24 protein-coding genes are annotated in these 21,733 nt (G+C 57.7%); 15 read left to right on the plus strand and 9 right to left on the minus strand.

The features are described 5' to 3' along the window. Nucleotides 1-97 precede the first annotated feature (97 nt). Nucleotides 98-2,116, plus strand: a complete 2,019-nt coding sequence (locus BLM14_RS12425; RefSeq protein ID WP_099999647.1) for an acetyl/propionyl/methylcrotonyl-CoA carboxylase subunit alpha — start codon at nt 98-100, stop codon at nt 2,114-2,116. Between the two features lie 100 nt (nt 2,117-2,216). Next, on the plus strand, nt 2,217-2,744 hold the full coding sequence (locus BLM14_RS12430) for a Dps family protein (RefSeq protein WP_099999648.1): 528 nt from the start codon (nt 2,217-2,219) through the stop codon (nt 2,742-2,744). 63 nt (nt 2,745-2,807) lie between these two features. Here the strand turns inward: BLM14_RS12430 and BLM14_RS12435 are convergent, their stop codons facing one another. Both BLM14_RS12435 and BLM14_RS12440 read right to left on the minus strand, forming a co-directional pair. Continuing rightward, entirely contained in the window at nt 2,808-3,044 is a 237-nt protein-coding gene (locus BLM14_RS12435; protein ID WP_099999649.1) for a hypothetical protein, read from the minus strand. Between the two features lie 210 nt (nt 3,045-3,254). Further along, nucleotides 3,255-3,584, minus strand: coding sequence for a DUF1127 domain-containing protein (locus BLM14_RS12440; protein ID WP_099999650.1), 330 nt, complete (start codon nt 3,582-3,584; stop codon nt 3,255-3,257). A 107-nt stretch (nt 3,585-3,691) separates the two neighbouring features. Between BLM14_RS12440 and BLM14_RS12445 the strand changes: the two genes are divergently transcribed. Further along, nucleotides 3,692-4,564, plus strand: coding sequence for a LysR family transcriptional regulator (locus BLM14_RS12445; protein ID WP_099999651.1), 873 nt, complete (start codon nt 3,692-3,694; stop codon nt 4,562-4,564). Between the two features lies 1 nt (nt 4,565). Here the strand turns inward: BLM14_RS12445 and BLM14_RS12450 are convergent, their stop codons facing one another. Next, a complete protein-coding gene (locus BLM14_RS12450; RefSeq protein ID WP_099999652.1) occupies nt 4,566-4,832 on the minus strand; it encodes an SEL1-like repeat protein in 267 nt (88 codons plus the stop codon). A 197-nt stretch (nt 4,833-5,029) separates the two neighbouring features. Further along, a complete protein-coding gene (locus BLM14_RS31055) occupies nt 5,030-5,206 on the minus strand; it encodes a hypothetical protein (RefSeq protein ID WP_157929530.1) in 177 nt (58 codons plus the stop codon). 85 nt (nt 5,207-5,291) lie between these two features. Between BLM14_RS31055 and BLM14_RS12455 the strand changes: the two genes are divergently transcribed. Next, nucleotides 5,292-5,639, plus strand: a complete 348-nt coding sequence (locus BLM14_RS12455) for a DUF2147 domain-containing protein (RefSeq protein WP_099999653.1) — start codon at nt 5,292-5,294, stop codon at nt 5,637-5,639. 408 nt (nt 5,640-6,047) lie between these two features. Here the strand turns inward: BLM14_RS12455 and bla are convergent, their stop codons facing one another. Continuing rightward, the gene (bla, locus tag BLM14_RS12460) at nt 6,048-6,938 is read right to left on the minus strand and encodes a class A beta-lactamase (protein WP_099999654.1); all 891 of its coding nucleotides are present in this window, start codon (nt 6,936-6,938) and stop codon (nt 6,048-6,050) included. Between the two features lie 218 nt (nt 6,939-7,156). Here bla and BLM14_RS12465 point away from each other — a divergent pair, with 218 nt between their 5' ends. The 4 genes from BLM14_RS12465 to chrA all read left to right on the plus strand — a co-directional run bounded on the left by BLM14_RS12465 (nt 7,157) and on the right by chrA (nt 11,009). Continuing rightward, on the plus strand, nt 7,157-7,633 hold the full coding sequence (locus tag BLM14_RS12465) for an SRPBCC family protein (protein ID WP_099999655.1): 477 nt from the start codon (nt 7,157-7,159) through the stop codon (nt 7,631-7,633). 12 nt (nt 7,634-7,645) lie between these two features. Beyond that, entirely contained in the window at nt 7,646-8,047 is a 402-nt protein-coding gene (locus BLM14_RS12470) for a GFA family protein (RefSeq protein ID WP_100001261.1), read from the plus strand. 732 nt (nt 8,048-8,779) lie between these two features. Further along, nucleotides 8,780-9,598, plus strand: coding sequence for a chromate resistance protein ChrB domain-containing protein (locus tag BLM14_RS12475; protein WP_099999656.1), 819 nt, complete (start codon nt 8,780-8,782; stop codon nt 9,596-9,598). A 10-nt stretch (nt 9,599-9,608) separates the two neighbouring features. Next, the gene (gene chrA, locus BLM14_RS12480) at nt 9,609-11,009 is read left to right on the plus strand and encodes a chromate efflux transporter (RefSeq protein WP_418314231.1); all 1,401 of its coding nucleotides are present in this window, start codon (nt 9,609-9,611) and stop codon (nt 11,007-11,009) included. Nucleotides 11,010-11,059: 50 nt separating this feature from the next. Here chrA and BLM14_RS12485 read toward each other — a convergent pair whose 3' ends face one another. Next, entirely contained in the window at nt 11,060-11,761 is a 702-nt protein-coding gene (locus BLM14_RS12485) for a glutathione S-transferase N-terminal domain-containing protein (RefSeq protein ID WP_100001263.1), read from the minus strand. Between the two features lie 199 nt (nt 11,762-11,960). On the opposite strand from BLM14_RS12485, the gene BLM14_RS31060 reads away from it, so the two are divergent. Further along, complete coding sequence (locus tag BLM14_RS31060; protein ID WP_157929531.1) at nt 11,961-12,125, plus strand: hypothetical protein; 165 nt, start codon at nt 11,961-11,963, stop codon at nt 12,123-12,125. A gap of 44 nt (nt 12,126-12,169) precedes the next feature. Further along, on the plus strand, nt 12,170-13,678 hold the full coding sequence (locus tag BLM14_RS12490) for an AMP nucleosidase (protein ID WP_099999658.1): 1,509 nt from the start codon (nt 12,170-12,172) through the stop codon (nt 13,676-13,678). A 42-nt stretch (nt 13,679-13,720) separates the two neighbouring features. Here the strand turns inward: BLM14_RS12490 and BLM14_RS12495 are convergent, their stop codons facing one another. Beyond that, nucleotides 13,721-14,488 (minus strand): VOC family protein, encoded by a 768-nt coding sequence (locus BLM14_RS12495; protein ID WP_099999659.1) that lies wholly within the window; start codon nt 14,486-14,488, stop codon nt 13,721-13,723. Between the two features lie 90 nt (nt 14,489-14,578). Between BLM14_RS12495 and BLM14_RS12500 the strand changes: the two genes are divergently transcribed. Next, a complete protein-coding gene (locus tag BLM14_RS12500) occupies nt 14,579-15,025 on the plus strand; it encodes a MarR family winged helix-turn-helix transcriptional regulator (protein WP_099999660.1) in 447 nt (148 codons plus the stop codon). A gap of 463 nt (nt 15,026-15,488) precedes the next feature. Next, nucleotides 15,489-16,496: an endonuclease/exonuclease/phosphatase family protein gene (locus BLM14_RS12505; protein ID WP_099999661.1), complete on the plus strand. Its 1,008-nt coding sequence runs from the start codon at nt 15,489-15,491 to the stop codon at nt 16,494-16,496. 20 nt (nt 16,497-16,516) lie between these two features. Here BLM14_RS12505 and BLM14_RS12510 read toward each other — a convergent pair whose 3' ends face one another. Both BLM14_RS12510 and BLM14_RS12515 read right to left on the minus strand, forming a co-directional pair. Then, entirely contained in the window at nt 16,517-16,822 is a 306-nt protein-coding gene (locus tag BLM14_RS12510) for an NIPSNAP family protein (protein WP_099999662.1), read from the minus strand. A gap of 75 nt (nt 16,823-16,897) precedes the next feature. After that, nucleotides 16,898-18,565, minus strand: a complete 1,668-nt coding sequence (locus BLM14_RS12515; RefSeq protein ID WP_099999663.1) for an electron transfer flavoprotein-ubiquinone oxidoreductase — start codon at nt 18,563-18,565, stop codon at nt 16,898-16,900. 291 nt (nt 18,566-18,856) lie between these two features. On the opposite strand from BLM14_RS12515, the gene BLM14_RS12520 reads away from it, so the two are divergent. The 3 genes from BLM14_RS12520 (at nt 18,857) to BLM14_RS12530 (ending at nt 21,723) form a co-directional block, all read left to right on the plus strand. Continuing rightward, entirely contained in the window at nt 18,857-19,468 is a 612-nt protein-coding gene (locus tag BLM14_RS12520) for a hypothetical protein (protein WP_237143351.1), read from the plus strand. Nucleotides 19,469-19,524: 56 nt separating this feature from the next. After that, nucleotides 19,525-20,358 (plus strand): uracil-DNA glycosylase, encoded by an 834-nt coding sequence (locus tag BLM14_RS12525; protein WP_099999664.1) that lies wholly within the window; start codon nt 19,525-19,527, stop codon nt 20,356-20,358. 114 nt (nt 20,359-20,472) lie between these two features. Further along, entirely contained in the window at nt 20,473-21,723 is a 1,251-nt protein-coding gene (locus BLM14_RS12530; RefSeq protein ID WP_099999665.1) for an MFS transporter, read from the plus strand. Nucleotides 21,724-21,733 lie beyond the last annotated feature (10 nt).

The following is a 21,733-nucleotide window of genomic DNA, read 5'->3' on the forward strand; positions in this document are numbered from 1 at the left end:
GAAAATCCTTTCTCTCCCACAAGGGGAGAGATAATCGACATCGACTGTTTTCGCTTAAGCGTGATGAATATTACCCCGCGAATGAGGAGCGAAACCCATGACCAAAACCTTCTCCAGAATCCTCATCGCCAATCGTGGTGAAATCGCCTGCCGGGTCATACGTACCGCCCAGCGCATGGGCATCGGTACCGTCGCGGTCTATTCCGACGCGGATGCACACGCGCTGCACGTGGCCATGGCCGATGAAGCGGTCAATATCGGCCCCGCGCCCGTCACCGACAGCTATCTGCGCGCCGACCACATCATCGCGGCTGCGCTGAAGACCGGGGCCGAGGCCATTCATCCCGGCTATGGCTTCCTTTCGGAAAATCCGGGTTTTGTCGACGCGGTGGTGAAAGCGGGCCTGGTCTTCATCGGACCATCGGCGGATTCGATCCGGGCGATGGGTCTGAAGGACGCGGCGAAGCGGCTCATGGAGAAGGCAGGCGTGCCCGTCGTGCCCGGTTATCATGGCGAGGCGCAGGAACTGGTGGTGCTTGCCTCCAAGGCGCGCGAGATCGGTTATCCGGTACTCATCAAGGCGCGGGCTGGCGGCGGTGGCAAAGGAATGCGTAAAGTCGACGATCCGAATGACTTTGCGGAAAGCCTGGGCAGCGCGCGCCGCGAAGCCAAGAGCGCCTTTGGCGACGACCGGGTGCTGGTGGAAAAATACATCGCCAAGCCGCGCCACATCGAGGTGCAGGTGTTCGGTGACAATCACGGCAATGTGGTCCACCTCTACGAACGCGATTGCTCGCTGCAGCGGCGCCACCAGAAAGTCATCGAGGAAGCTCCTGCCCCGGGCATCACCGCAGAGGTGCGCGCCGCGATGACCAATGCAGCCGTCAAGGCAGCGCAGGCGATCAACTATTCCGGCGCAGGCACGATCGAATTCATCGTCGATGCCACGGAGGGGCTGAAGCCGGACCGCTTCTGGTTCATGGAAATGAACACGCGGCTGCAGGTCGAGCACCCCGTGACCGAGATGATTACCGGGCTTGACCTGGTCGAATGGCAATTGCGCGTCGCTGCAGGCGAAAAACTGCCGCTGACCCAGAAGCAGATTGCCCTGAACGGCCATGCGATCGAGGCGCGGCTTTATGCGGAAGACCCCGCGAAAAGCTTCCTGCCTGCCACCGGTACGCTGCATCACCTGGCGTTTCCAGCTTCGGTGCAAGACGGTGCGGTTCGCGTCGAGACCGGCGTGCGGGCTGGCGATACCATATCGCCGTTCTACGATCCGATGATCGCCAAGCTGGTGGTGCATGGCGCTGACCGCACTGCTGCGCTTGCCGCGATGGAAAGTGCCCTCACCCAGACGGAAATCGCTGGAACGACCACCAACGCACCTTTCCTGACGGCGCTGATCCGTCATGAGGGATTTGCGGCGGGTGACGTCGATACCGGGCTGATAGACCGCGATCTTGCAGGACTGATCGTTCCGGTTGCAATTGAAGCCGGCTCCAAGGAATTGGCCATCCTCTACGCCAGCGGCCTTTTGAAAAGACCGGTCTTGGGCGATCCGTGGACCGCCTTGCGCGGTTACAGCCACAATAGCGCGCTCGCCTATCCCGTCGTTCTCGCAAACGGCAATAATACCGTCCGCTACGGCGTTTCCGTTCACGGGGACGAGCGGTACGCGATCAGCGGTGCGGACACGACAACCCTCTTGCGCGTGCGGCACGAGCCGGCGTGCTGGCACGTTACCGGCAAGGGGATCAATCTGCGCGCCAAGACCGTCGCGATACCGCACGGCGTGGCGGTGCTTTCCAGGGGAGCGGCAGCGACATTCAACATCGCCGATCCCTTCCTGCTTGCAGAAGCCGCTGGCAGCGGGGGCGACCGGCTGACAGCGCCGATGCCGGGGCTGGTGAAATCGGTGCGCGTGACTGTGGGCGATCATGTCAAGAAAGGCCAGATTTTGCTGGTACTGGAGGCGATGAAAATGGAACATACCATCAGCGCGCCGCATGACGGCACAATCGTCGAAATCGCGTCGGAGGGCTCACAGGTGAAGGAGAAATCCTCGCTGGTGCGGTTCGAGGAAGCCGCATCGGTCGACTCAACGAAGAATTGAAGCGGAAATGCCGGACAGGTCGTGCTAGGAGTAGCAGGCGCTCGCCCTCCCGAGCGCCGAAGTCGAAGAGTTTCCCGTTCACAATCGAGGAGATCGACCCATGGCCTCAAAATCCCTGCAGACAATCAAACGTGCCCCGACTGCTACCCCCACCGACCTCGGGGAAAAAGCAACACGCGATATCGCGGCGGCAGTCAATGCGCTGCTTGCCGACACTTTCGCGCTGTACATGAAGACGAAGAATTTCCACTGGCATATGAGCGGACCGCACTTCCGCGATTTCCACCTGCTGCTCGACGAGCAGGCAGCCGAGATCTTTGCCATGACCGACGTCCTGGCGGAGCGGGTTCGCAAGATTGGCGGGACGACATTGAAGTCAGTCGGCCAAATCTCGGCACAGCAGCGCATTCCGGACAATGACGCCAACTTAGTCACGCCGGAAGACATGCTGGATGAGCTTCGCGACGACACGAAGAGGTTTATCGGCTATCTGCGCCAGGTGCATGAGTTGTGCAATGAATATCGCGACAGCGCGACGACCAGTATTATCGAGAACTACATCGACGAGTCGGAGCGCCGCCACTGGTTTCTCTTCGAAGCGACCCGTACAGGGCCCGCCAGCGTCTGAGCCATCAAGAACCTGCCGTCGACGCGAACTGAACTCCAGCTGAATCCGCTGGAGTTCAACCGTTCAGTCGTTGTCCTTGGCGATCCTGGTTTTCTGCGTGATGCTTTGCGCGTCTGTGATCACCGCTTCGACAGCGGAAATATTGAGCGATAAAGTGGCAATTTTCTTCAATGTATTATTGTCCGGGAATGCTTTTGTCCTGGCAGACAATAGTACCAGCTGCTTTTGAGCGTCCGTTAATCTCGACAACAATTCTTCAAGATCGTCCAGCATCGTTTTCCCGTTTTCATCAAGAATCATGCGATTTCATTAGTTCGTTACTTAACGGATATCCCCCTGCCCGCAAACCCAGAAAATCGACAAAGCACAGCAATGTTACAACCCACGGTTTTATTCATCCGATAGATCACAGGTTTGGTGTCGGCCCAAACATCCCAAGGGCAAGCCTGGCTCATCCCCGCAAATTCGATAAAATTTGAATTAAATTACAATTGCCTGCCGGGGAAACCATCAATGGCGTATTGATACGTCATCAAAGATCGGCGAAATGGATCCATCCATCATGCTCGCCGGCGTTCTAACGACCCCCGTCGTTTCATTACCGTTGGTTGTATTGACAATGCCGGACTTGACTGGCTGCCAACGGGATGTGTCCGGGACAGCATCATCCTCCAAGCGATACCGGCAAACAATATTGGTGACCTCTTCCCTTGTCATGCCAGCGTCCCGCAGCAGATGATCATCGGGTTTGTTCAGGAGGGTCAGCAGGACCTCCCGCTCCTGCCCGGCGGCACGCCAGCGTTGGAAAAGTTTCATCAGAAAACGGGGAGCGGTAGACATGATGGCAACTCCAGAATGGATGCGCCCTCGATGTTTTGCCAAATATTGACATAGATCAAACAAATAGAAATTATGCCTATCATTCGAAATTTTTATTGAAGGCTGCTATGAACATCCCGCTCGACAGTGACCTGCTTCGAACCTTTCTGGCCGTGGCAGCTACGGGTAACGTCACACGGGCTGCGGAAAAGGTTGGCCGTACGCAATCGGCCGTCAGTATTCAAATCAAGCGACTTGAGGAAACCTTGGGAGAGAGCCTGTTCGAGCGCGGATCTCGAGGCGTCACGCTAACCGCGCAGGGCAAGGTGCTGCTTGTCAATGCCAACAGGATCGTCGGCCTGCTGGACGAAACCGCTGCGGCGATCAGGGCCAAACCGCTGGGCGGACCCGTTCGCATCGGCATACCGGAAGAATATGGCTATACGGTCTTGCCGCGCGCGCTGGCGGCCTTTGCCAATCAGCATCCGCAAGTTGAAGTGACCGTGAAATGCGGCTATTCGGCAGCGCAGCTTGCCGCCCTCGACGCCGACGAGCTCGACCTCGCCGTGATCTTTGATTGGGAGCAGCCGACAAACGGTGAAGTCCTGTTTGTCGATCCCACGGTCTGGGTGACATCAGAAGTCCATTGCGTGCATGAAAACACGCCCATTCCCATTGCGATCTACGAGCGGTCCAACTGGTGCAAGAAATTTGCGATCGGGTCGCTGGAAAACAGCAGAATCGATTACCGTGTCGCCTATAGCTGCGATACGAGTGGCGGACTCAAGATCGCAGCTGTTTCGGGCCTGGCGATAGCCCCACTTGCCCGCAGCAATATTCCGCCGGGTTGCCGTGCTTTGACGGAGGCAGATGGATTTCCGCTGATCGATTCATCGAACGTCGTGCTGAGGCGCAATCCGCGCTTGAAGAGCGCCGCAATCGACGGCATGGCCAAAGTGATCCGCGACGCATTTCAACCCACCGGCGCGGAAATGATCTGAATCAGTGGGACGTCATCCACTCGCGTGCTTCGCGCAAAGCGGTTGCAAGATCAGACTTGGACATTGATTGCGCGAGTTCGGCCCGCAGCTCTGCCGCCCGGTCGCTACCCTTGATTGCAGCGATATTGAACCACTTGTGCGCCGCCACGAGATCGACGGCACAATCGCGGCCGGTTGCGTACATGATGCCCATTTCGAAGAGTATGTCAGTCTGCGCCGAGCCGCCGACATGACCAGAATCGATATGCTGAAGATCAAAGCGTGCCATTGTACCTAACCCCTTGTTGAACCAAATTCCGTTACCAACGAAAAGCCCTGTTAGACTTCTGAGAACCGCCTGATTGTTTGTTTTGGCGTGCTCTTTCGATGCTTTCGAGAATGACCCAAGGGCTTGAAATTGCAGTTAAGGGGCATGATTAATTGGAACCAAACAAAACAAAAACAACTCGTAAACTTCGGAATTCATTAAATATAATGCCCCAGCAATTGCGGGCATTTGGCGAAAATTCTCATAAAATGCAGCTTGAACATTGCAAGCCTTTGATAACCAAAGAACAGGTTTGTGCCGGGCATTGCGGCCTGGACATCGCCTGCAACAGCGCTGTGCATGCCATCGATTCCAGCGTTGATACCCTCTTTCAATCCAGATTTTTTTGAATTACGTTTACGTTTGCGTAAGATTAGGGCGATGATCGAGGAGAGATCGCTGCATATTCGGGAGGAAAGTATGAAACGCAAATTGCTGCTGGCCTGCGCTGGCTTTGTCCTTTTGGCTGGCCCTGCCCTGGCGGAGGAACCGATCGTCGGTTCATGGAAGCGGCCGAACGGCACAATCATTCAATATTCGTCGTGCGGCAGCGATATGTATTGCGGTACCGTGCTAACCGGCGAATACAAGGGAAAATCCATCGGCTCCATGTCCGGCAAGGACGGATCCTACAAGGGCAAGGTCAACAAGCTCGACGAGGGCAAGACCTATAACGGCAAGGCAAGCGTCAGTGGCGGCACACTATCATTGTCCGGCTGCGTGATGGGCGGACTGATCTGCAAGAGCGAGAGTCTGGTACGGCAGTAAAGGATTTCAGCTTCGATTGAGAAGTTGCCCAGGCCTAAAGGCTAAGGCACAACGCATTTGGAATTGGATCGAAAGCTGTTATATTTCTGGAGCGAGGAACGGGCTTTCGTCCGTCCCTCTTTCCTAGAAGATGAATTGAACCCGGAACAAGACATGCCAGCCTGTCCGGGCTCTCTTCAATTCCAGGGTGACTCTAAACGGCCTATACCGCATAGTTCACCTCCAAGTTTCGGGGCAAGGCCTTCGCCCTGGTTGAGGCGGCCCATCCTCCTCAATGCACGGCTGGCTCGGTGCCCACTGCTTCTCCCGCGAAATGCTCAATAGATGGCTGGCTTTGTCGAGGCGGGCAACTAACGCAGCGTTGAATAAAACCAGCCGCAAGGTGTGCGAGGTTGTTACAGGCTGTGGTCAGATGTTCTCAGCCACCAGGCTTGCGACCTTCTTGTGGATTTCATTACGGCTGTCGGCCGTGCCCTTCGGGTCATAGAGATAGACTGCCAGGAGAATGGGCTTGCGATCCGGTGGCCATATCACTGCGAGATCATTGGCCATGCCGCTATCGCTGGTGCCCGTCTTGTCGCCAACGTTCCAATCCTTTGGCAGCCCTGCACGCAGCCGCTTGTCTCCAGTCTTGCTGCCAAGCATCCATTCGACGAGCTGATCACGGGATGATCTGGACAGGGCGTCTTCGAGCATGGTCTTTTGCAAATCCTTCAGAATTGCCGCTGGCGTAATCGTATCGCGCGGGTCGCCAGGCTTGGCTTCATTGAGCTCGGTTTCCCACCTGTCGAGACGGAACGTTGCATCGCCAAGACTGCGCGCATATTTGGTCAGCGCCTTTGGCCCGCCAAGCGTATCGAGCATGAGATTGCCGGCAGTGTTATCGCTCAAGGTGACGGCCGCCTCGCAAATCGCCTCGATCGACATCCCCTTCCCGACGTATTTTTCCGTCACCGGCGAATAGGTAACAAGATCGCTCTTCTTGATCAGGATCATCCGCTCCAATTGTTCCTGCTTCTGATCGACGCGTGCCAAGACCGCCGCGGCAGCTAGAAACTTGAACGTGCTGCACATGGCAAAGCGCTCATTCTCACGATAGTCGATGCGGTTATCGCTGCCGGTATCGCGTGCCGAGACTCCAAGGCGCGCACCGGTTTTCTCTTCCAATGTCTTGAAGGCGGCAGCGAGATCCACCCGGCTGGCTGGTGCGGCCTCCGTGGATTTGAACCGCAATGATAGCGCCGGTATAGCCAGCACCGATCCAATCAGTGCCGCGCGGCGCGTGATATGACCACCCATTTCTCATCTCCATCTCCAGGATCGAACTGCGAGGAATCTCGCCGGTGCAGGCTGATGTCCGAAGTGGCGATTTCCAAGGAAAATTTGTGACCGAAAAGAGCCTCACGACAACTTGACGGCATCCGCCGGAGTATGTATTAAACCAAAAGGTTATTTAACTGAATAGTTATACAACAACCGATTGCGTAACAATTTCAGTTTTGCAGGAGGAGCCCAGCATGAATGCCGCAAACCGTCCGGATTCCGACAGTGAACTAACGATCACGCGCCTCGTGAATGCTCCGCAAAGCCTCGTATTCAATGTCTGGACGAAGCCGGAACTGCTCATGCGCTGGTGGGGACCGAGGGATTTCACCTGCCCAAGCTGCGAGATGGATTTCAGGCCGGGCGGCGCCTATCGCACCTCGATACGATCGCCCGCCGGCGAAGACGCCTGGATGGTTGGCCGCTACAGGGAGATTGTCGAGCCTGAACGCATCACCTTCACCTTTGCGTGGGAAGACGCCGACGGCAAACGCGGGCTCGAAACCCTGGTAACCGTGACCTTCACCGCGCAAGGCGATCAGACAAGGCTGGTCTTTCATCAGGCACCGTTCGATTCCCTTGCGGAACGCGATTCACACCGCGGCGGCTGGACCGAATGTCTGGAACGTCTCGAGGCCTATGTGGAGCCGCTGCAGCAAACAGCGCAGTAAGTGGAGGACAAGGTGGAGCAGACCTTTCACGGCAGTTGTCATTGCGGCGCAGTCCGCTTCGAAGCGGATATCGATCTTGATCAGGGGACGAGCAAATGCAACTGCTCGTCCTGTGCAAAGGGCCGCTTCTGGAAGGCCTTCATTGACGCAAGCGCCCTGCGCATGACTGCAGGAAGCGATCACCTGACCGAATACCGCTTCGGTGGCAAAACAATCGCACATTTTTTCTGCCGAACCTGCGGTGTCAAGCCGTTTGGCCGCGGCGAAACGGCAAACATGGGCGCGTTCTACGCGATCAATCTGGCCTGCCTCGATGACTTGACACCGGAGGCCTTGCTGGCGGCTCCGGTCGAGTATCAGGACGGCAGGCACGATCATTGGGAGAACCAACCGGCTGAAGTGCGGCATCTATAGGATCCCAGGCAAATCTGACTCAACCCTGCAAACGTCACAGGTTGCGCAAAACGGTAAATTCAATCGATTAGACTAAGGTCTAATTGCGAGAATTGAGGCCTTCCCGTATGTTTTGGCTTTCAGCGTGAAGTCCTTTTCGAAATGCCAATTATTGAAAGCTTTTATCCTGCTGTTGCTGAGTACTTGAGGTAAACCAGTCGTTTGTGTGCGTACCCTCCCTGCACGCAAAGCCTGACATGTCGTTCCCGGGAGGTCAGGAAAGGAAAACGCCACCAATTGTTTTTCTTCCTGAGAATTGGCCCAGACCTCTATCGCCTGGGCCAGGCAAACGCAGGACCAAACGGCCCGAACAGATCCTTCGCTGGTTATGGGCAAAAGAACAGGCAGTCATGGAAGTCCCACCATGGCTGCCTTTTTATCCTCAAGGCGATTGCAAATTGACTTTCAGACACGTTGCGGCACGCAATTGGCAGTTGCGGTTCCGAGGGGCGAGTTGACCCGGCTTGCGTGGTGGTCGGCCGGATGTCCGCACGGCAAATGCCGCCATTCGATCGACAAGGACGGAATTACCTCCGGCATTTCGGGGTGAAGCCCGGAAAATCCGCGCGGATAGTTTGCTTGACATAATTCCTTTTCGTGCCACTCTTATGGTTATGGGGATTGCGATCTCCCCACGAGGCGTCATGCCCAAGTATCGCGTCCAGAAAACCGACTTCAACGGAGGGACGCGAAATGTCTTCGACCACGACTATTTCACACGAAAAATTGGTGCGGCTGATTGGTACACCCGCCAGCCCCCTGCTCATCGATGTTCGCATCGACGAGGATTTTGCCCTGGATCCGCGCTTGATCCCCGGCTCGCGCAGGCGTTCACACAGGGACGTTGAATCCTGGGTTCATGACCTTGCTGGCGAGCGGGCGATTGTCATCTGCCAGCAAGGCAAGAAACTGAGCGAAGGGACGGCGGCCCTGTTGCGTTACAATGGCGTGCCTGCGGAAACGCTCGATGGTGGCTATGAGGCCTGGGTTACTGCAGGTCTTCCCGCTGTTCCCGTGTCACGCTTGCCGGCCCTCGACCAGAAGGGACGGACCGTCTGGGTGACACGCGCACGACCGAAGATCGACAGGATTGCCTGTCCGTGGCTCATCCGCCGCTTCGTCGATCCGGATGCGGTCTTCCTGTTCGTGACACCTGCCGAGGTGGAAGCAGTGGCAGAACGGTTCAATGCCGCGCCTTTCGATATCGAGAATGTGTTCTGGAGCCACCGGGACGAACTTTGCACATTCGACGTGATGATCGAAGAGTTCGGCCTGACCAGCGATCCGCTCTCGAGGCTTGCCACCATCGTGCGCGGCGCGGATACGGCCCGGCCCGACCTTGCCCCCGAAGCGCCCGGATTGCTGGCAGCGTCTCTCGGCCTGTCACGCATGTTCGCGGACGATCTCGAACAACTCGAAGCGGGCATGACGCTGTATGACGCATTCTATCGATGGTGCCGCGATGCTACGGACGAGACACACAACTGGCCCAATCGAAAGCCCGGAGCGTAACGTGTCCGATATTGCGAGCAACGAAGTCGGAGAGTCGCCTGTAGTCCGCGATGGCCACGGGATTTCCTTTGGCGAGGCCGTGCGTGTCTGGGTGCGCATCGCCTCGCTGAGTTTCGGCGGCCCCGCGGGACAGATTGCGGTCATGCACCGCATCCTTGTCGACGAGAAACGCTGGATCGGCGAAAACAGGTTCTTGCATGCGCTGAACTATTGCATGCTGCTCCCGGGGCCGGAGGCACAGCAACTCGCCATCTATATCGGATGGCTCCTGCACAAGACGAAGGGCGGCCTCGTTGCCGGAACCCTGTTCGTGCTTCCTGGTTTCCTGTCGATCCTAGCGCTCAGTACAATCTACGTGCTTTTCGGAAATGTCGGGGTCGTGGAGGGGCTGTTTTTCGGGCTGAAAGCTGCCGTTCTTGCGGTTGTCCTGCAGGCGGTTGCGAGGATCGGCAAGCGGGCACTCAAGAACAGCGTCATGGTGTTCATCGCCGTTGCAGCTTTCCTTGCCATCTTCGCCTTCCATGTGCCGTTTCCGTTGATCATCCTGACGGCGGCCCTCATCGGTTATGCGGGCGGGAAAGCCGGTTCGCCCCTGTTTCAGGTGGGCGGCGGCCATGGCAATGCGGGCCCAGGGCTGGCCGACCGGGATTCGGCCCTCGGGGAAGCAACGCCTGACCATGCCCGACCGAACCTCCCCTGGTCGCTGAAGATATCGGCGATCTTTCTGTTTCTCTGGCTGGCACCGGTTGCAGCGATCGTGCTCACCATGGGACCGGACAGCGTGTTCAGTCAGATCGGTATCTTCTTCAGCAAGATGGCGATGGTGACGTTCGGCGGTGCCTATGCCGTGCTTTCGTACGTGGCACAGCAAGCCGTCCAGAACTACGGATGGTTGCAGCCCGGCGAAATGCTCGACGGGCTTGGCATGGCGGAAACGACACCCGGCCCCTTGATCATGGTGGTGCAGTTCGTCGGTTTCATGGGTGCATTCCGCGATCCTGGAACGCTGTCACCGCTGATGGCGGCGACACTGGCCTCCATCCTGACGACATGGGTAACCTTCATGCCATGTTTCCTCTGGATATTCCTCGGCGCGCCGTTCATCGAGGGTCTTCGCAACAACCGGGCGCTGACGGGTGCAATGTCGGCAATCACCGCGGCTGTTGTCGGCGTGATCATGAACCTGGCGGTATGGTTCGCCCTCCACGTAATTTTCAGCGAGGTCATCCGTTGGCAAGCGTACGGGATTACACTGGATATCCCCGTCCTGTCCTCGATCAACCTGCCATCGTTCTTGCTGACGCTTGCCGCCGTCATCGCCATTTTCCGGTTCAAGGCCGGAATGATCCAGACGCTAGTGGCCGCATCCGTGGCCGGTATCGCCTGGCACATGGGGACGGGATTAACTTAAAGGAGCTCGTGCGCAGTAACTTTGCGCACGAGTTTTAAGCATTCTTTGTCTCAGCGCGCCCGCTGGCCGAACAGAATCTTCTGGGCTTCTTCGTCATTGGCGAGATTGATGCGTTCCGCCTTACCTACCTCCACGCCGCGCTGAACGGCAGGGCGGGCGCCGATGGCTTCAAACCAGCGCTTCAAATTGGGGAAATCATTCAGATCCTGGCCCTGATTGGCATGGGAAATCACCCAGCCATAGGACGCCATGTCAGCGATGGAATAACGACCGGCCAGATATTCAAGACCCTCGAGGCGGCGGTTCATCACACCATAGAGACGATTGACCTCATTGGTATAGCGGTTGATGCCATATTCGATCTTCTCCGGCGCATATTGGCGGAAATGATGGGCCTGACCGGCCATCGGCCCAAGGCCACCGACCTGCCAGAACAGCCATTCCTCGACCTGAACGCGCGTGCGTTCATCCTGCGGATAGAACTTGCCGAATTTCCGGCCGAGATATTGCAGGATCGCACCGGATTCGAACACGGAAATCGGCTCGCCGTCCGGACCTTCCGGATCGACGATGGCGGGCATGCGATTATTGGGAGCAATCTTCAGGAAGGAAGGCGCAAACTGTTCGCCCCTGCCGATATTGACCAGTTTCAGGTCATAGGGAACGCCTAGTTCCTCCAGCATGATGGAAATTTTCCAGCCATTGGGAGTTGGCCAGTAGTGAAGTTCGATCGGCTTCGTCTGGGTGGTCATGAGGGTCTCCATGAAATCTTGGGGGATATCACGGATGAACATAGGTCTCCGGATGAAGATCACAAGGTGCGATTCCGGAAATCCATTCCTTGGATAAACGCTGGATGAACAGGCATCTCAGCTTTCGTTCAGGCCGCCTCGCATAATGTCCTCACATCAGCAATGCAGAGCCTGAACAGGCAAGGAAAGCGAGGGGATCATGGTACAGTCGGCAACAAATCTATCACTGCTTTTCCTGCGGGCGCTGATTTTCTCGGCCATTCTTGTGGGTCCGGTCGTGGCGTTTGCCGCAAGCTATGAAGGCCGCTCACCATCCAACGGGGGCGTTGGCCTGGTTCTCCTCGTCGCTCTGCAAAGAGTTTAGCTTGTCTCCTTTTCAACTGTCATATGAAGTCACTATATTGGAGCATGGACAAACGAATCGGAACCAGGAAACCTGTCACCATCAGCATGCCACGCCATGTTGAGCCCGAAGAATTTACGGATGCGAAAGCTGCCGTCGAGGCATTGAGTGCGCTGTACGAACGCAATACGCAGTTCTTGCGCGACGCCTTCGACAAGGTTGCCAAGGGCGAAGCCCGGGACACCATGCATTTCCGTTCCTTCTACCCGGAAGTGCGGCTTTCCACATCCAGCTATGCGCAGATCGACTCCCGTCTGGCCTTCGGCCACGTGTCGGCGCCCGGCCAATACTCAGCGACCATCACCCGGCCAGACCTCTTCGGCAATTATCTCGAAGAGCAGATAAGGCTGCTGATCCGCAACCATGGTCACCCCGTGACTGTGCAGGAATCAACGACGCCGATCCCCATCCACTTCGCCTTCCTCGAAGGTACCTATGTGGAATCCTCCGTCGCCGACGCGTTTACACGTCCCTTGCGCGATCTGTTCGATGTGCCGGATCTCGCCGCCACCGACGACCGTATCGTCAATGGCGAGTACGAGACCGACGATATCGACAGCATCATGCCATTGTCGCCCTTTACCGCGCAGCGCGTCGATTATTCGTTGCACAGGCTGTCGCACTATACAGCGACGCGGCCGGTGCATTTCCAGAACTACGTGCTGTTCACCAACTATCAGTTCTACATCGATGAGTTCTGCGCGCTGGCGCGCAGGCTGATGGCGGAAGGCGGCGGTGGCTATGAACGTTTCATCGAACCCGGCAACCTGGTGACGGAGGCAGGCGACGACGCCCCCTCCTCCGGCCTGCCGCTGGGGCGACTGCCGCAAATGCCGGCCTACCACCTCGCGCGCAACGATGGTTCCGGCATCACCATGGTCAATATCGGCGTAGGCCCCTCCAATGCGAAGACGATCACCGATCATATCGCCGTGCTGCGGCCGCATGCGTGGTTGATGCTCGGCCACTGCGCCGGTCTGCGCAACACGCAGGCGCTTGGCGACTACGTGCTCGCCCATGCCTATGTGCGCGAGGACCACGTGCTGGACGATGACCTGCCGGTCTGGGTGCCGATACCGGCGCTGGCCGAAGTGCAGGTGGCGCTCGAACAGGCGGTGGCGGAGATTACCGGACTTGAAGGCTATGACCTGAAGCGCATCATGCGCACGGGCACTGTCGCGACAATCGACAACCGCAACTGGGAACTGCGTGACCAGCGTGGTCCCGTAAAGCGGCTCTCACAGTCGCGCGCCATCGCGCTGGATATGGAATCGGCGACGATCGCGGCAAATGGTTTCCGCTTCCGCGTGCCCTATGGAACGCTGCTTTGCGTCTCCGATAAGCCGCTGCACGGCGAATTGAAACTGCCGGGAATGGCGACGGAATTCTACAAGCGCCAGGTTGCGCAGCATCTGCAGATCGGTATCCGGGCGCTGGAGAAGCTGGCTGAAATGCCACCCGAAAAGCTGCACTCACGCAAGTTGCGCAGCTTTTTCGAGATGGCATTCCAATGAGTTGCAGCCCCAGGCTGTAACTGTCTCTTTAACAGATCCGGATCATGCGCGATTGCCAACCAGCGCGAAAAAGACGCCCTGCGGATCCCGGCCGTGCAATATCCACTGGCCACCCGGTACTTCCTGTGGACCAAAGAGCACTTGCCCGCCCTTGGCCTTCAAACGGCTTTCAGCGGAAGTGATATCATCCACGCAGATATAATAGCGCCAGACTGGTGAGGCCCCCGGCTCCGGATCGTTCATCATCGCGCCGAACATCTGGCCGTGACGCTCGACAATCTGATAGGTGCCCATGGGCCCCATGTCCATCGCCTCGCCTTTGGTCCAGCCAAACAGGCCGGAGTAGAATCCGAACGCGTCCTTCCAATTACTGGTCATCAATTCGTGCCAGCCAATTGTGCCGGCGGTCGGAGGGGTGGGGAAATCACCGCGCTCGTCCATAGAAGGCTTGAACAGGGTGAAAGGCGCGCCTTGAGGGTCGGCGACGACGGCAAACCGGCCAACATTGGGAATATCCTGCGGTTCAACCGATACTTTGCCTCCAGCGTCTTTGACGCGCGACGCAAACTGATCAACATCATCGACCGTGATATAGCCGGCCCACATTGACTCCACACCGGTATTGCAGCCTTCGGGTGTGGTCATCATCCCGGCGACTGGCTTACTGTCCACCGTCAACAAGGTATATTTCATGTTCGGAACGCCAGCGTCCTGCGCGCCCCAGCCGACCACGTTTGAATAGAAGCTTTCCGCCGCTTGCGCGTCACTGGTCATCAGTTCATACCATACGAAATTACCGCGATTGGTCATGATGGCTCCTCCTTTTCATGATTACCCGGACTATACCGAATGCGCGTGATTGAATGTTGACAATTACGTTGATATCAACATATATAAACCATGTCAAAGCCGATCTCTGTACCCTTCGAAACTACCATACATGTACGCGACAGCTGTATGTGCCTTGCCGTCCAGCGGGCTGCGCGTGCCCTGGCGCGGCGCTTCGATGAAGCCATGCGGCCCTTCGACCTGACCAACGGCCAGTTTTCACTCCTGATGTCGCTGAACCGGCCAAAGCCCCCCAACCTTAGCTCCGTCGCGTCCTTGCTGGCAATGGATCGCACGACCCTCACGGCCGCACTCAAGCCGTTGGAGCGCCGTGGCCTGGTGATGGTTACGATCGACCCGGCGGATAAGCGCGGCCGGCTGCTGGCCCTGACGCCCGAAGGAATGCGCCTGCTTTCGGACGTTACCCCGATATGGCAGAGCACGCATGGCGAGCTCGAACAGATGCTGGGTGACGGCGAGCACGAGCGTCTCTTGAATAGCCTCAAGAAGGTTTTGTGATCGTCAGCGTTCGCTCTTCACCCAAAAGTCGAATTGAAGGCCGCTTGGAAACGAAACGAAAAATGCTATATTGGTTCTTGGAGTGAGGAGCGGGCTTCCGCCCGCCCCTCGTTTTCTGACTAGTTGAATTGAACCCGGAAGCTGAGCGACCAACTCGTCCGGGTTCTTTTCATTGTCAGAGTGATGCTAAACGGCAAATACCGCAAAGTTCACCTCCAGTTTTATACGCAAGGCCTTTGCCGGGTCGGGGGAGGCCATCTCCCTGATGCACCTGTTCGCTCGGTGCCTGCTGCTTCTGCCTACAAAACCACACAAAACTTGGCTTAAATTGTTGAAGGCGACAACGAATGCTGGGTTGTATTCTTGCCTGGCGAAACGCTCCGCGGGTTGTCTTTCTGCAGCTGGATTATTCTGCAAATCCGCCATCTTGATTGCGGCGCAATTGCAGGTTTAATGCAAGGCCATGACCACCAAAAATCGCTCCTGGCTGACACTTGCCGCCGTGCTGCTGCCGATCCTGTTTTCGGTCCCGCTCGTGCTCGGATTCTTTGGTACAATCCACCCGGTATTCGATTCGTTCGCGCATTTCCGCATGCACCTTGCCGTGATGATGGCCGTGTCGGCCGTTCCTGCCCTGTTTTTCGGCCTCTGGCGCGAGGGGCTGATGGCAATCGTGCTGGCTCTGACCGCACTTGCCACGGTCCTTCCTTCCGCTCCAGCGCCCGCTGCCGACGCCGAAACGCCGGCACAATCGGTTGGTGGCCAGCCCGAATACAAGCTGCTGCAGTTGAACCTGCGCTATGACAATAGCTATCCAGACGAGGTCCTCCGGCTGATCGCACGCGAATCTCCGGATGTGCTCACCTTGCAGGAAGTGTCGAAGGACTGGCGGCCAAAGCTCAAGGCCATCGAAGCGCGCTATCCCTATAATCTTTATTGCCCCAATCGCAGCCGTATCGGCGGCGTGGCCATTCTGTCGCGCCGGCCCTTTGCGCTCGGTACCACAGCGCAGTGTGTCGGCAGTCTGATCGGCCTTGCGCGTATTGATTTCGGCGGGCGCAGCGCCATCATCACCGCTATCCATCTCGACTGGCCCTGGCCTTTCTCGCAGCCCAGGAACGTTGCCACGATCGTCCCCTATTTCGAGCGGCTGCAGGGACCGATGATTATCGCTGGCGACTTCAATGCCGCTCCGTGGAGCCAGACAGTCAGGAACATTGCGAACGCAAGCAAGGCTCATGCGGCAGAGGGCTTACAGCCGAGCTGGTTCGCCAAAGGTGCGCCTGGGTTCATTACACGGTGGATCGGCTTGCCACTCGATCACATCCTGGTCTCGGAACGGATCATCAACCCGCAGGTCGAAACCCTCGATCCGGTGGGCTCCGATCACCTGCCGATGCTCCTGCGTTTCTCAATCGGGGGAATAGACGATGCCGGGCCGGATCAGCAGACGGTCATGCTCGCCCGCTGAACAGGCGTGGTATCGATCGCCTATTCGAATACCGGGCGCAGGAAGCTGCGCTCATAGCTGACAATGCTGCGATTGCGCTTTTCGATTTCGAATACTTCCTGGCACTCCGGGTCGTTCGCCATGCGCTGGCGGTAATCTTCATAGGCGGCAAGGCTTGGGAAACTGAACATGGCGTAGGCGATGTTGCTCGCACCCTCGCTCGGCAGAAAATAGCCATGATGGGTACCGCCCAGCCGGTTGACGAGGCCAATCCAGCGACGGCCATATTCCTCGAATTCGGCGATCTTGTAGGGATCGATGACATATTTCAGATAGCAGGTGATCATAAGGAACTCCTACGAGGTTTCGGGCGGCGCATGGGATCAAGATTAAAAAGCCCGACACAATGCCGGGCTTTTCAATCACATATTGGTATAGACGGGTCCCTCGCCGCCCTGCGGCGGCACCCAGTTGATATTCTGGTTGGGATCCTTGATATCGCAGGTCTTGCAGTGGACGCAGTTCTGCGCGTTGATCACGAATTTCGGCCCGGTCGCCTCCTCGACCCACTCGTAGACGCCTGCCGGGCAATAGCGTGTCGACGGCCCCTCATAGATTTCGAGCTCGGAGGATTTCTGCAGCGCCGGATCCTTGACGATCAGATGGACCGGCTCGTTTTCCTCGTGGTTGGTGTTCGACAGGAACACGGAGGACAGGCGGTCGAAGGTCAGGACACCATCCGGTTTCGGATAGGCAATGGGGGAATGTTTGCTCGCAGGTTCGAGCGACGCCGCATCCGTTTTGCCATGTTTCCACGTGCCGAAAGGTGACCAGCCGCCGAAAATCGTGTTGAGCCACATGTCGAGGCCGCCAAGAACGACGCCCCCGACTGTGCCGAGTTTCGACCACATGGGCTTGACGTTGCGGACCCGCTTCAGGTCCTTGCCGATTTCGCTTGAGCGCCAGGCATTCTCGTACGAGATCAACTCGTCATTGGCGCGACCGGCGGCAATCGCTTCCGCCACATGTTCGGCTGCCAGCATGCCCGAGAGCATGGCGTTGTGCGAGCCCTTGATGCGCGGCACGTTGACAAAACCGGCCGAGCAGCCGAGCAGCGCTCCGCCCGGGAAGGACAGTTTCGGCACTGACTGCCAGCCGCCTTCGGTAATCGCACGCGCACCGTAACCCAGGCGCTTGCCGCCCTCGAAGACGCCGCGAATAGCGGGGTGGGTTTTGAAGCGCTGGAATTCCTCGAACGGCGACAGGTAAGGATTCTTGTAGTTGAGGTGCATGACGAAGCCGACGGCCACCGTGTTGTCCTCGAGATGATAGAGGAACGATCCACCGCCGGTCTTCATATCCAGGGGCCAGCCGAACGAGTGCTGCACCAGACCGAGCTTGTGCTTGGCCGGATCGATCTGCCAGAGTTCCTTCAGTCCGATACCGTACTTCGCAGGCTCCTTGCCCTCATCGAGCTTGAAGGTGTTGATCAGCTGCTTGGCGAGCGAGCCGCGAGCGCCTTCCGCGATCAGCACATATTTGCCGAGGAGCGCCATGCCGCGCGTATAGGCAGGACCATGCGTTCCGTCCTTCTCGATGCCCATGTCGCCCGTGGCCACGCCGATGACCGCACCCTGTTCGTCGTAGAGCACGTCGGAACCGGCAAAGCCCGGATAGATTTCGACGCCGAGTTCCTCCGCCTTGGTGCCGAGCCAGCGGCAGACATTGCCCAGCGAGACGATGAAATTGCCATGATTGTTCATCAGCGGCGGCATGGCGAAATTGGGCAATCGTATTGAACCGGAGTGACCAAGCACGAGGAAATGATCTGCAGTCACCGGCGTCTTGAAAGGATGCCCCTCCTCGTCGCGCCAGCCCGGCAGAAGCTTGTCGACGCCAATCGGATCGACCACGGCGCCGGAAAGAATATGCGCACCGATTTCGCTGCCCTTTTCCAGGACAACAACGGAGAGTTCAGGATTGATCTGCTTGAGCCTGATAGCTGCGGAGAGGCCGGACGGCCCTCCTCCAACAATCACAACATCAAACTCCATGCTCTCCCGCTCTGGAAGTTCGATTGTTTCGCTCATAATGTCCTCCTGAATGCCCCGCAAACACGATTGAGCCCGCGTTTTTCCGATTTGTAGCGCAACAATAGCCGTATGACAGTGGGTAGTACGCATTCCAGATGCGGCCAATTGCCCTCATCCTACGACGATCGTCGATTTTCATAATTTACCTTAACGTAAACGTCAATAATTTCACCCCTACAGTTGCGCGCCTGATAGTTGCGCCTTTGCACAATTGGTTCATACTCCGGTTATTGAATTTGATGCTTATACGACCGACTGCTGGTCCATCGCAAACCGATTGGAGACCGGATGAAACTGCCCCGGGTGATCTGGATGCTCTATGGCTTCTTTGCCATCTGCGTGCTTTTCACTGATTTTGCGTCAGAGGGGATAGCAGGCGAGGAGCCCGAGCTTTGGACGGCTGGCCCCTACTCCTTTTCCGATGAACTCGGTGGCTTCACCATTCGCGCGATCAGCGGCAAAGGCACAATCGACGACCCGATCGTCATTACCGAAGAATTCGATTCCGCCACGCCCACGACCCTCGTCATTCGCACGGAAAGGATCGCGCTGGCGAATCCGAGCGAGGACGTCGGCATCCTGTTCTATTTGCGGGTTCAGGCGATCAATGGCAGCGGCCACCCGTGGATCGAGTTCGAATTCGAGCTGCAGGAACAATTGCACGTACCAAGCGACTACGGTGACGGCCTGTCTTTCTATCAGCCCGGCGACAAGACGGGTATGATCCATTCCACTGGCTTTCGCGAATTCAACGATGATTTCGAACCCTATGACCGCATGGTTTTCCGTGGCGGCCAGGTTGATCCCGGTGCGAACGCGACATTTGAGTTCCCTGTTGCCGACTTTACCCCCAAGCGCACCTTTTATCTGGTGCAGGATCCGCGCATTCCGTCCTCCTGACCTTGCATTAGCTCGTGCAATTTGCGACTTCAGTTGCGAGCCCAAAGGATTGCCCATTGTCTGACCTGCGCGAACTGCTGCACTTCTATGCCGAGGCCGGCGTTGATACGCCGCTCGAAGACGTGCCGGTCAACCGCTTTTCGCAGGTTGAAGCAAAACGCGTGGCGACGCCGCCCGCGGCCCCAGCGCAAAGAGCCCCTGCCCCGCAGCAGCAGCCCGAAAGGCCACAGCCAAGCCAGCCCGCTCCAGCGCCCCTGACAAAGGCTTCGGTTCCGGACGATGCCAAGATCGCCATGGCGCGGCAGCTTGCTTCAGGCGCTGCGACGCTGGACGAACTGCGCGAGCAGCTTGGCGCCTTTGACGGCTGCAATCTCAAATTCACCGCCAAGAACCTTGTCTTCGCCGATGGCAATCCGAACGCCTCGATCATGTTCGTCGGCGAGGCGCCGGGACGCGAGGAGGATCTTGAGGGCGTGCCCTTCATAGGCCGCTCGGGACAATTGCTCGACCGCATGTTCACCGCCATCGGTCTCGACCGCACCAGCGTCTACATTGCCAACACTATCCCCTGGCGCCCGCCGGGCAACCGCACACCGACACCGCTCGAAACCGAGATTTGCCGCCCATTCTTCGAGCGTCAGATTGAACTCGCCAACCCGAAACTGCTGGTTGCACTCGGTGGTCCGGCGGCCAAAGCATTGACCAACGCGACGGAAGGCATTTTGCGCCTGCGCGGCAACTGGAAAACCCACGTGACTGCCTCGGGAATCGAGATCCCCGTCATGCCGACGCTGCATCCCGCCTATCTCCTGCGCAATGCGGCGCAGAAACGCTTTGCCTGGCGCGATTTCGTCAGCGTCAAAATGCGGTTGCGTGCGCTGGCGGAATAATCCATAGGCCTTCCGCCAACTCTTGGCGCAAAACTGGAATGGCAGTGTCGTAATCTCTGGCTTGCGAGCCAATCGAAACCTGTAGTTTCAGATACTGAAACACAGGATACGCATATGTTTCGCCAGCTCTTGCCGATTACGGCACTATTGACCAGCACGTTCCTGATGCTGACGGCAGGAGGCCTGGCAGGAATTCTGCTGCCTTTGCGCGCCGGCATGGAAGGCTGGTCGCCGACCACGATCGGCTGGCTTGGCACCGGTTACGCCCTGGCCTTCACTGCTGGCTGCATCGTCGTCCCGCGTCTGGTGCGGCGTGTCGGCCATGTACGCGTCTTCGCCGTTCTGCTGACCCTTTTGAGCATGTCGATGCTGTTGCACGGGCTGATCATCAACCCCTGGGCCTGGACCCTGTTTCGCGCATTGGCCGGCTTTTCGCTCGCAGGCAGCTACATGGTCATCGAGAGCTGGCTGAACGAGCGCGTCACCAACTCGACCCGCGGTATGGTGTTCTCGATCTACATGATCGTTTCGATGATCGGGCTTCTTGTCGGCCAATACATCCTGCCCTTTGGCGATCCTGCGACGCAGGCGTTGTTCATGATCGGGGCACTGATCTATGCGGGGGCGCTGGTGCCGACAGGTCTCTCCAACGCGCAGTCACCCCGCCCGCTGACGCAGGTGTCACTCGACCTTCCCGGACTTTATCGCAAATCGCCCGCCGCGCTGATCGGCTCTCTGCTTGCAGGGATTATCGCTGGTGCTTGGAACTTCCTGTCCGCCGTCTACGGACGCGACATAGGCCTGTCGACCTTCGGTATCGCCACAATGATCGCGAGCTCGATGATCGGCGGAGCGATTTTCCAGTATCCGATCGGCCGCATTTCGGATTTCGTCGACCGGCGCTACGTGATGGTCGTTGCGGGCATCGGCGGCGTCGCGATCTCACTGACGATGATCATGATCCAACCCACTACGCCATGGGTAATCTATACGCTGATGTTTACCTTCGGGACCGTCCTGTTTCCGATCTATTCGCTCAATGTCGCCCATGCCAACGATTTCGCCGAGCCAAGCGAGTTCGTGAAGATTTCGAGTGGCTTGCTGATTGTCTATGGCATTGGCAGCATGATCGGGCCCCAGATCGCCGGGCGACTGATGGACCTGAACGGCCCATCCGGATTCTTCGTTACCATGGCCGGCAGCTATGCGGCTTACGCCTCCTATGCGTTCTGGCGCAGCCTGCGCCGTGCATCGCAAGCGCCCTCGGAGCGGCCCGATTTCGCCATCCGTCCGCATGACAGACCGCAAACGCCGGAGACATTCCAGCTGCATCCCTTGAGCGAAGCCGCCGCCCAGGAGGAGTAGTAGGAAGAAT

Source organism: Phyllobacterium zundukense (genome assembly GCF_002764115.1).
Classification (GTDB): Bacteria; Pseudomonadota; Alphaproteobacteria; order Rhizobiales; family Rhizobiaceae; genus Phyllobacterium; species Phyllobacterium zundukense.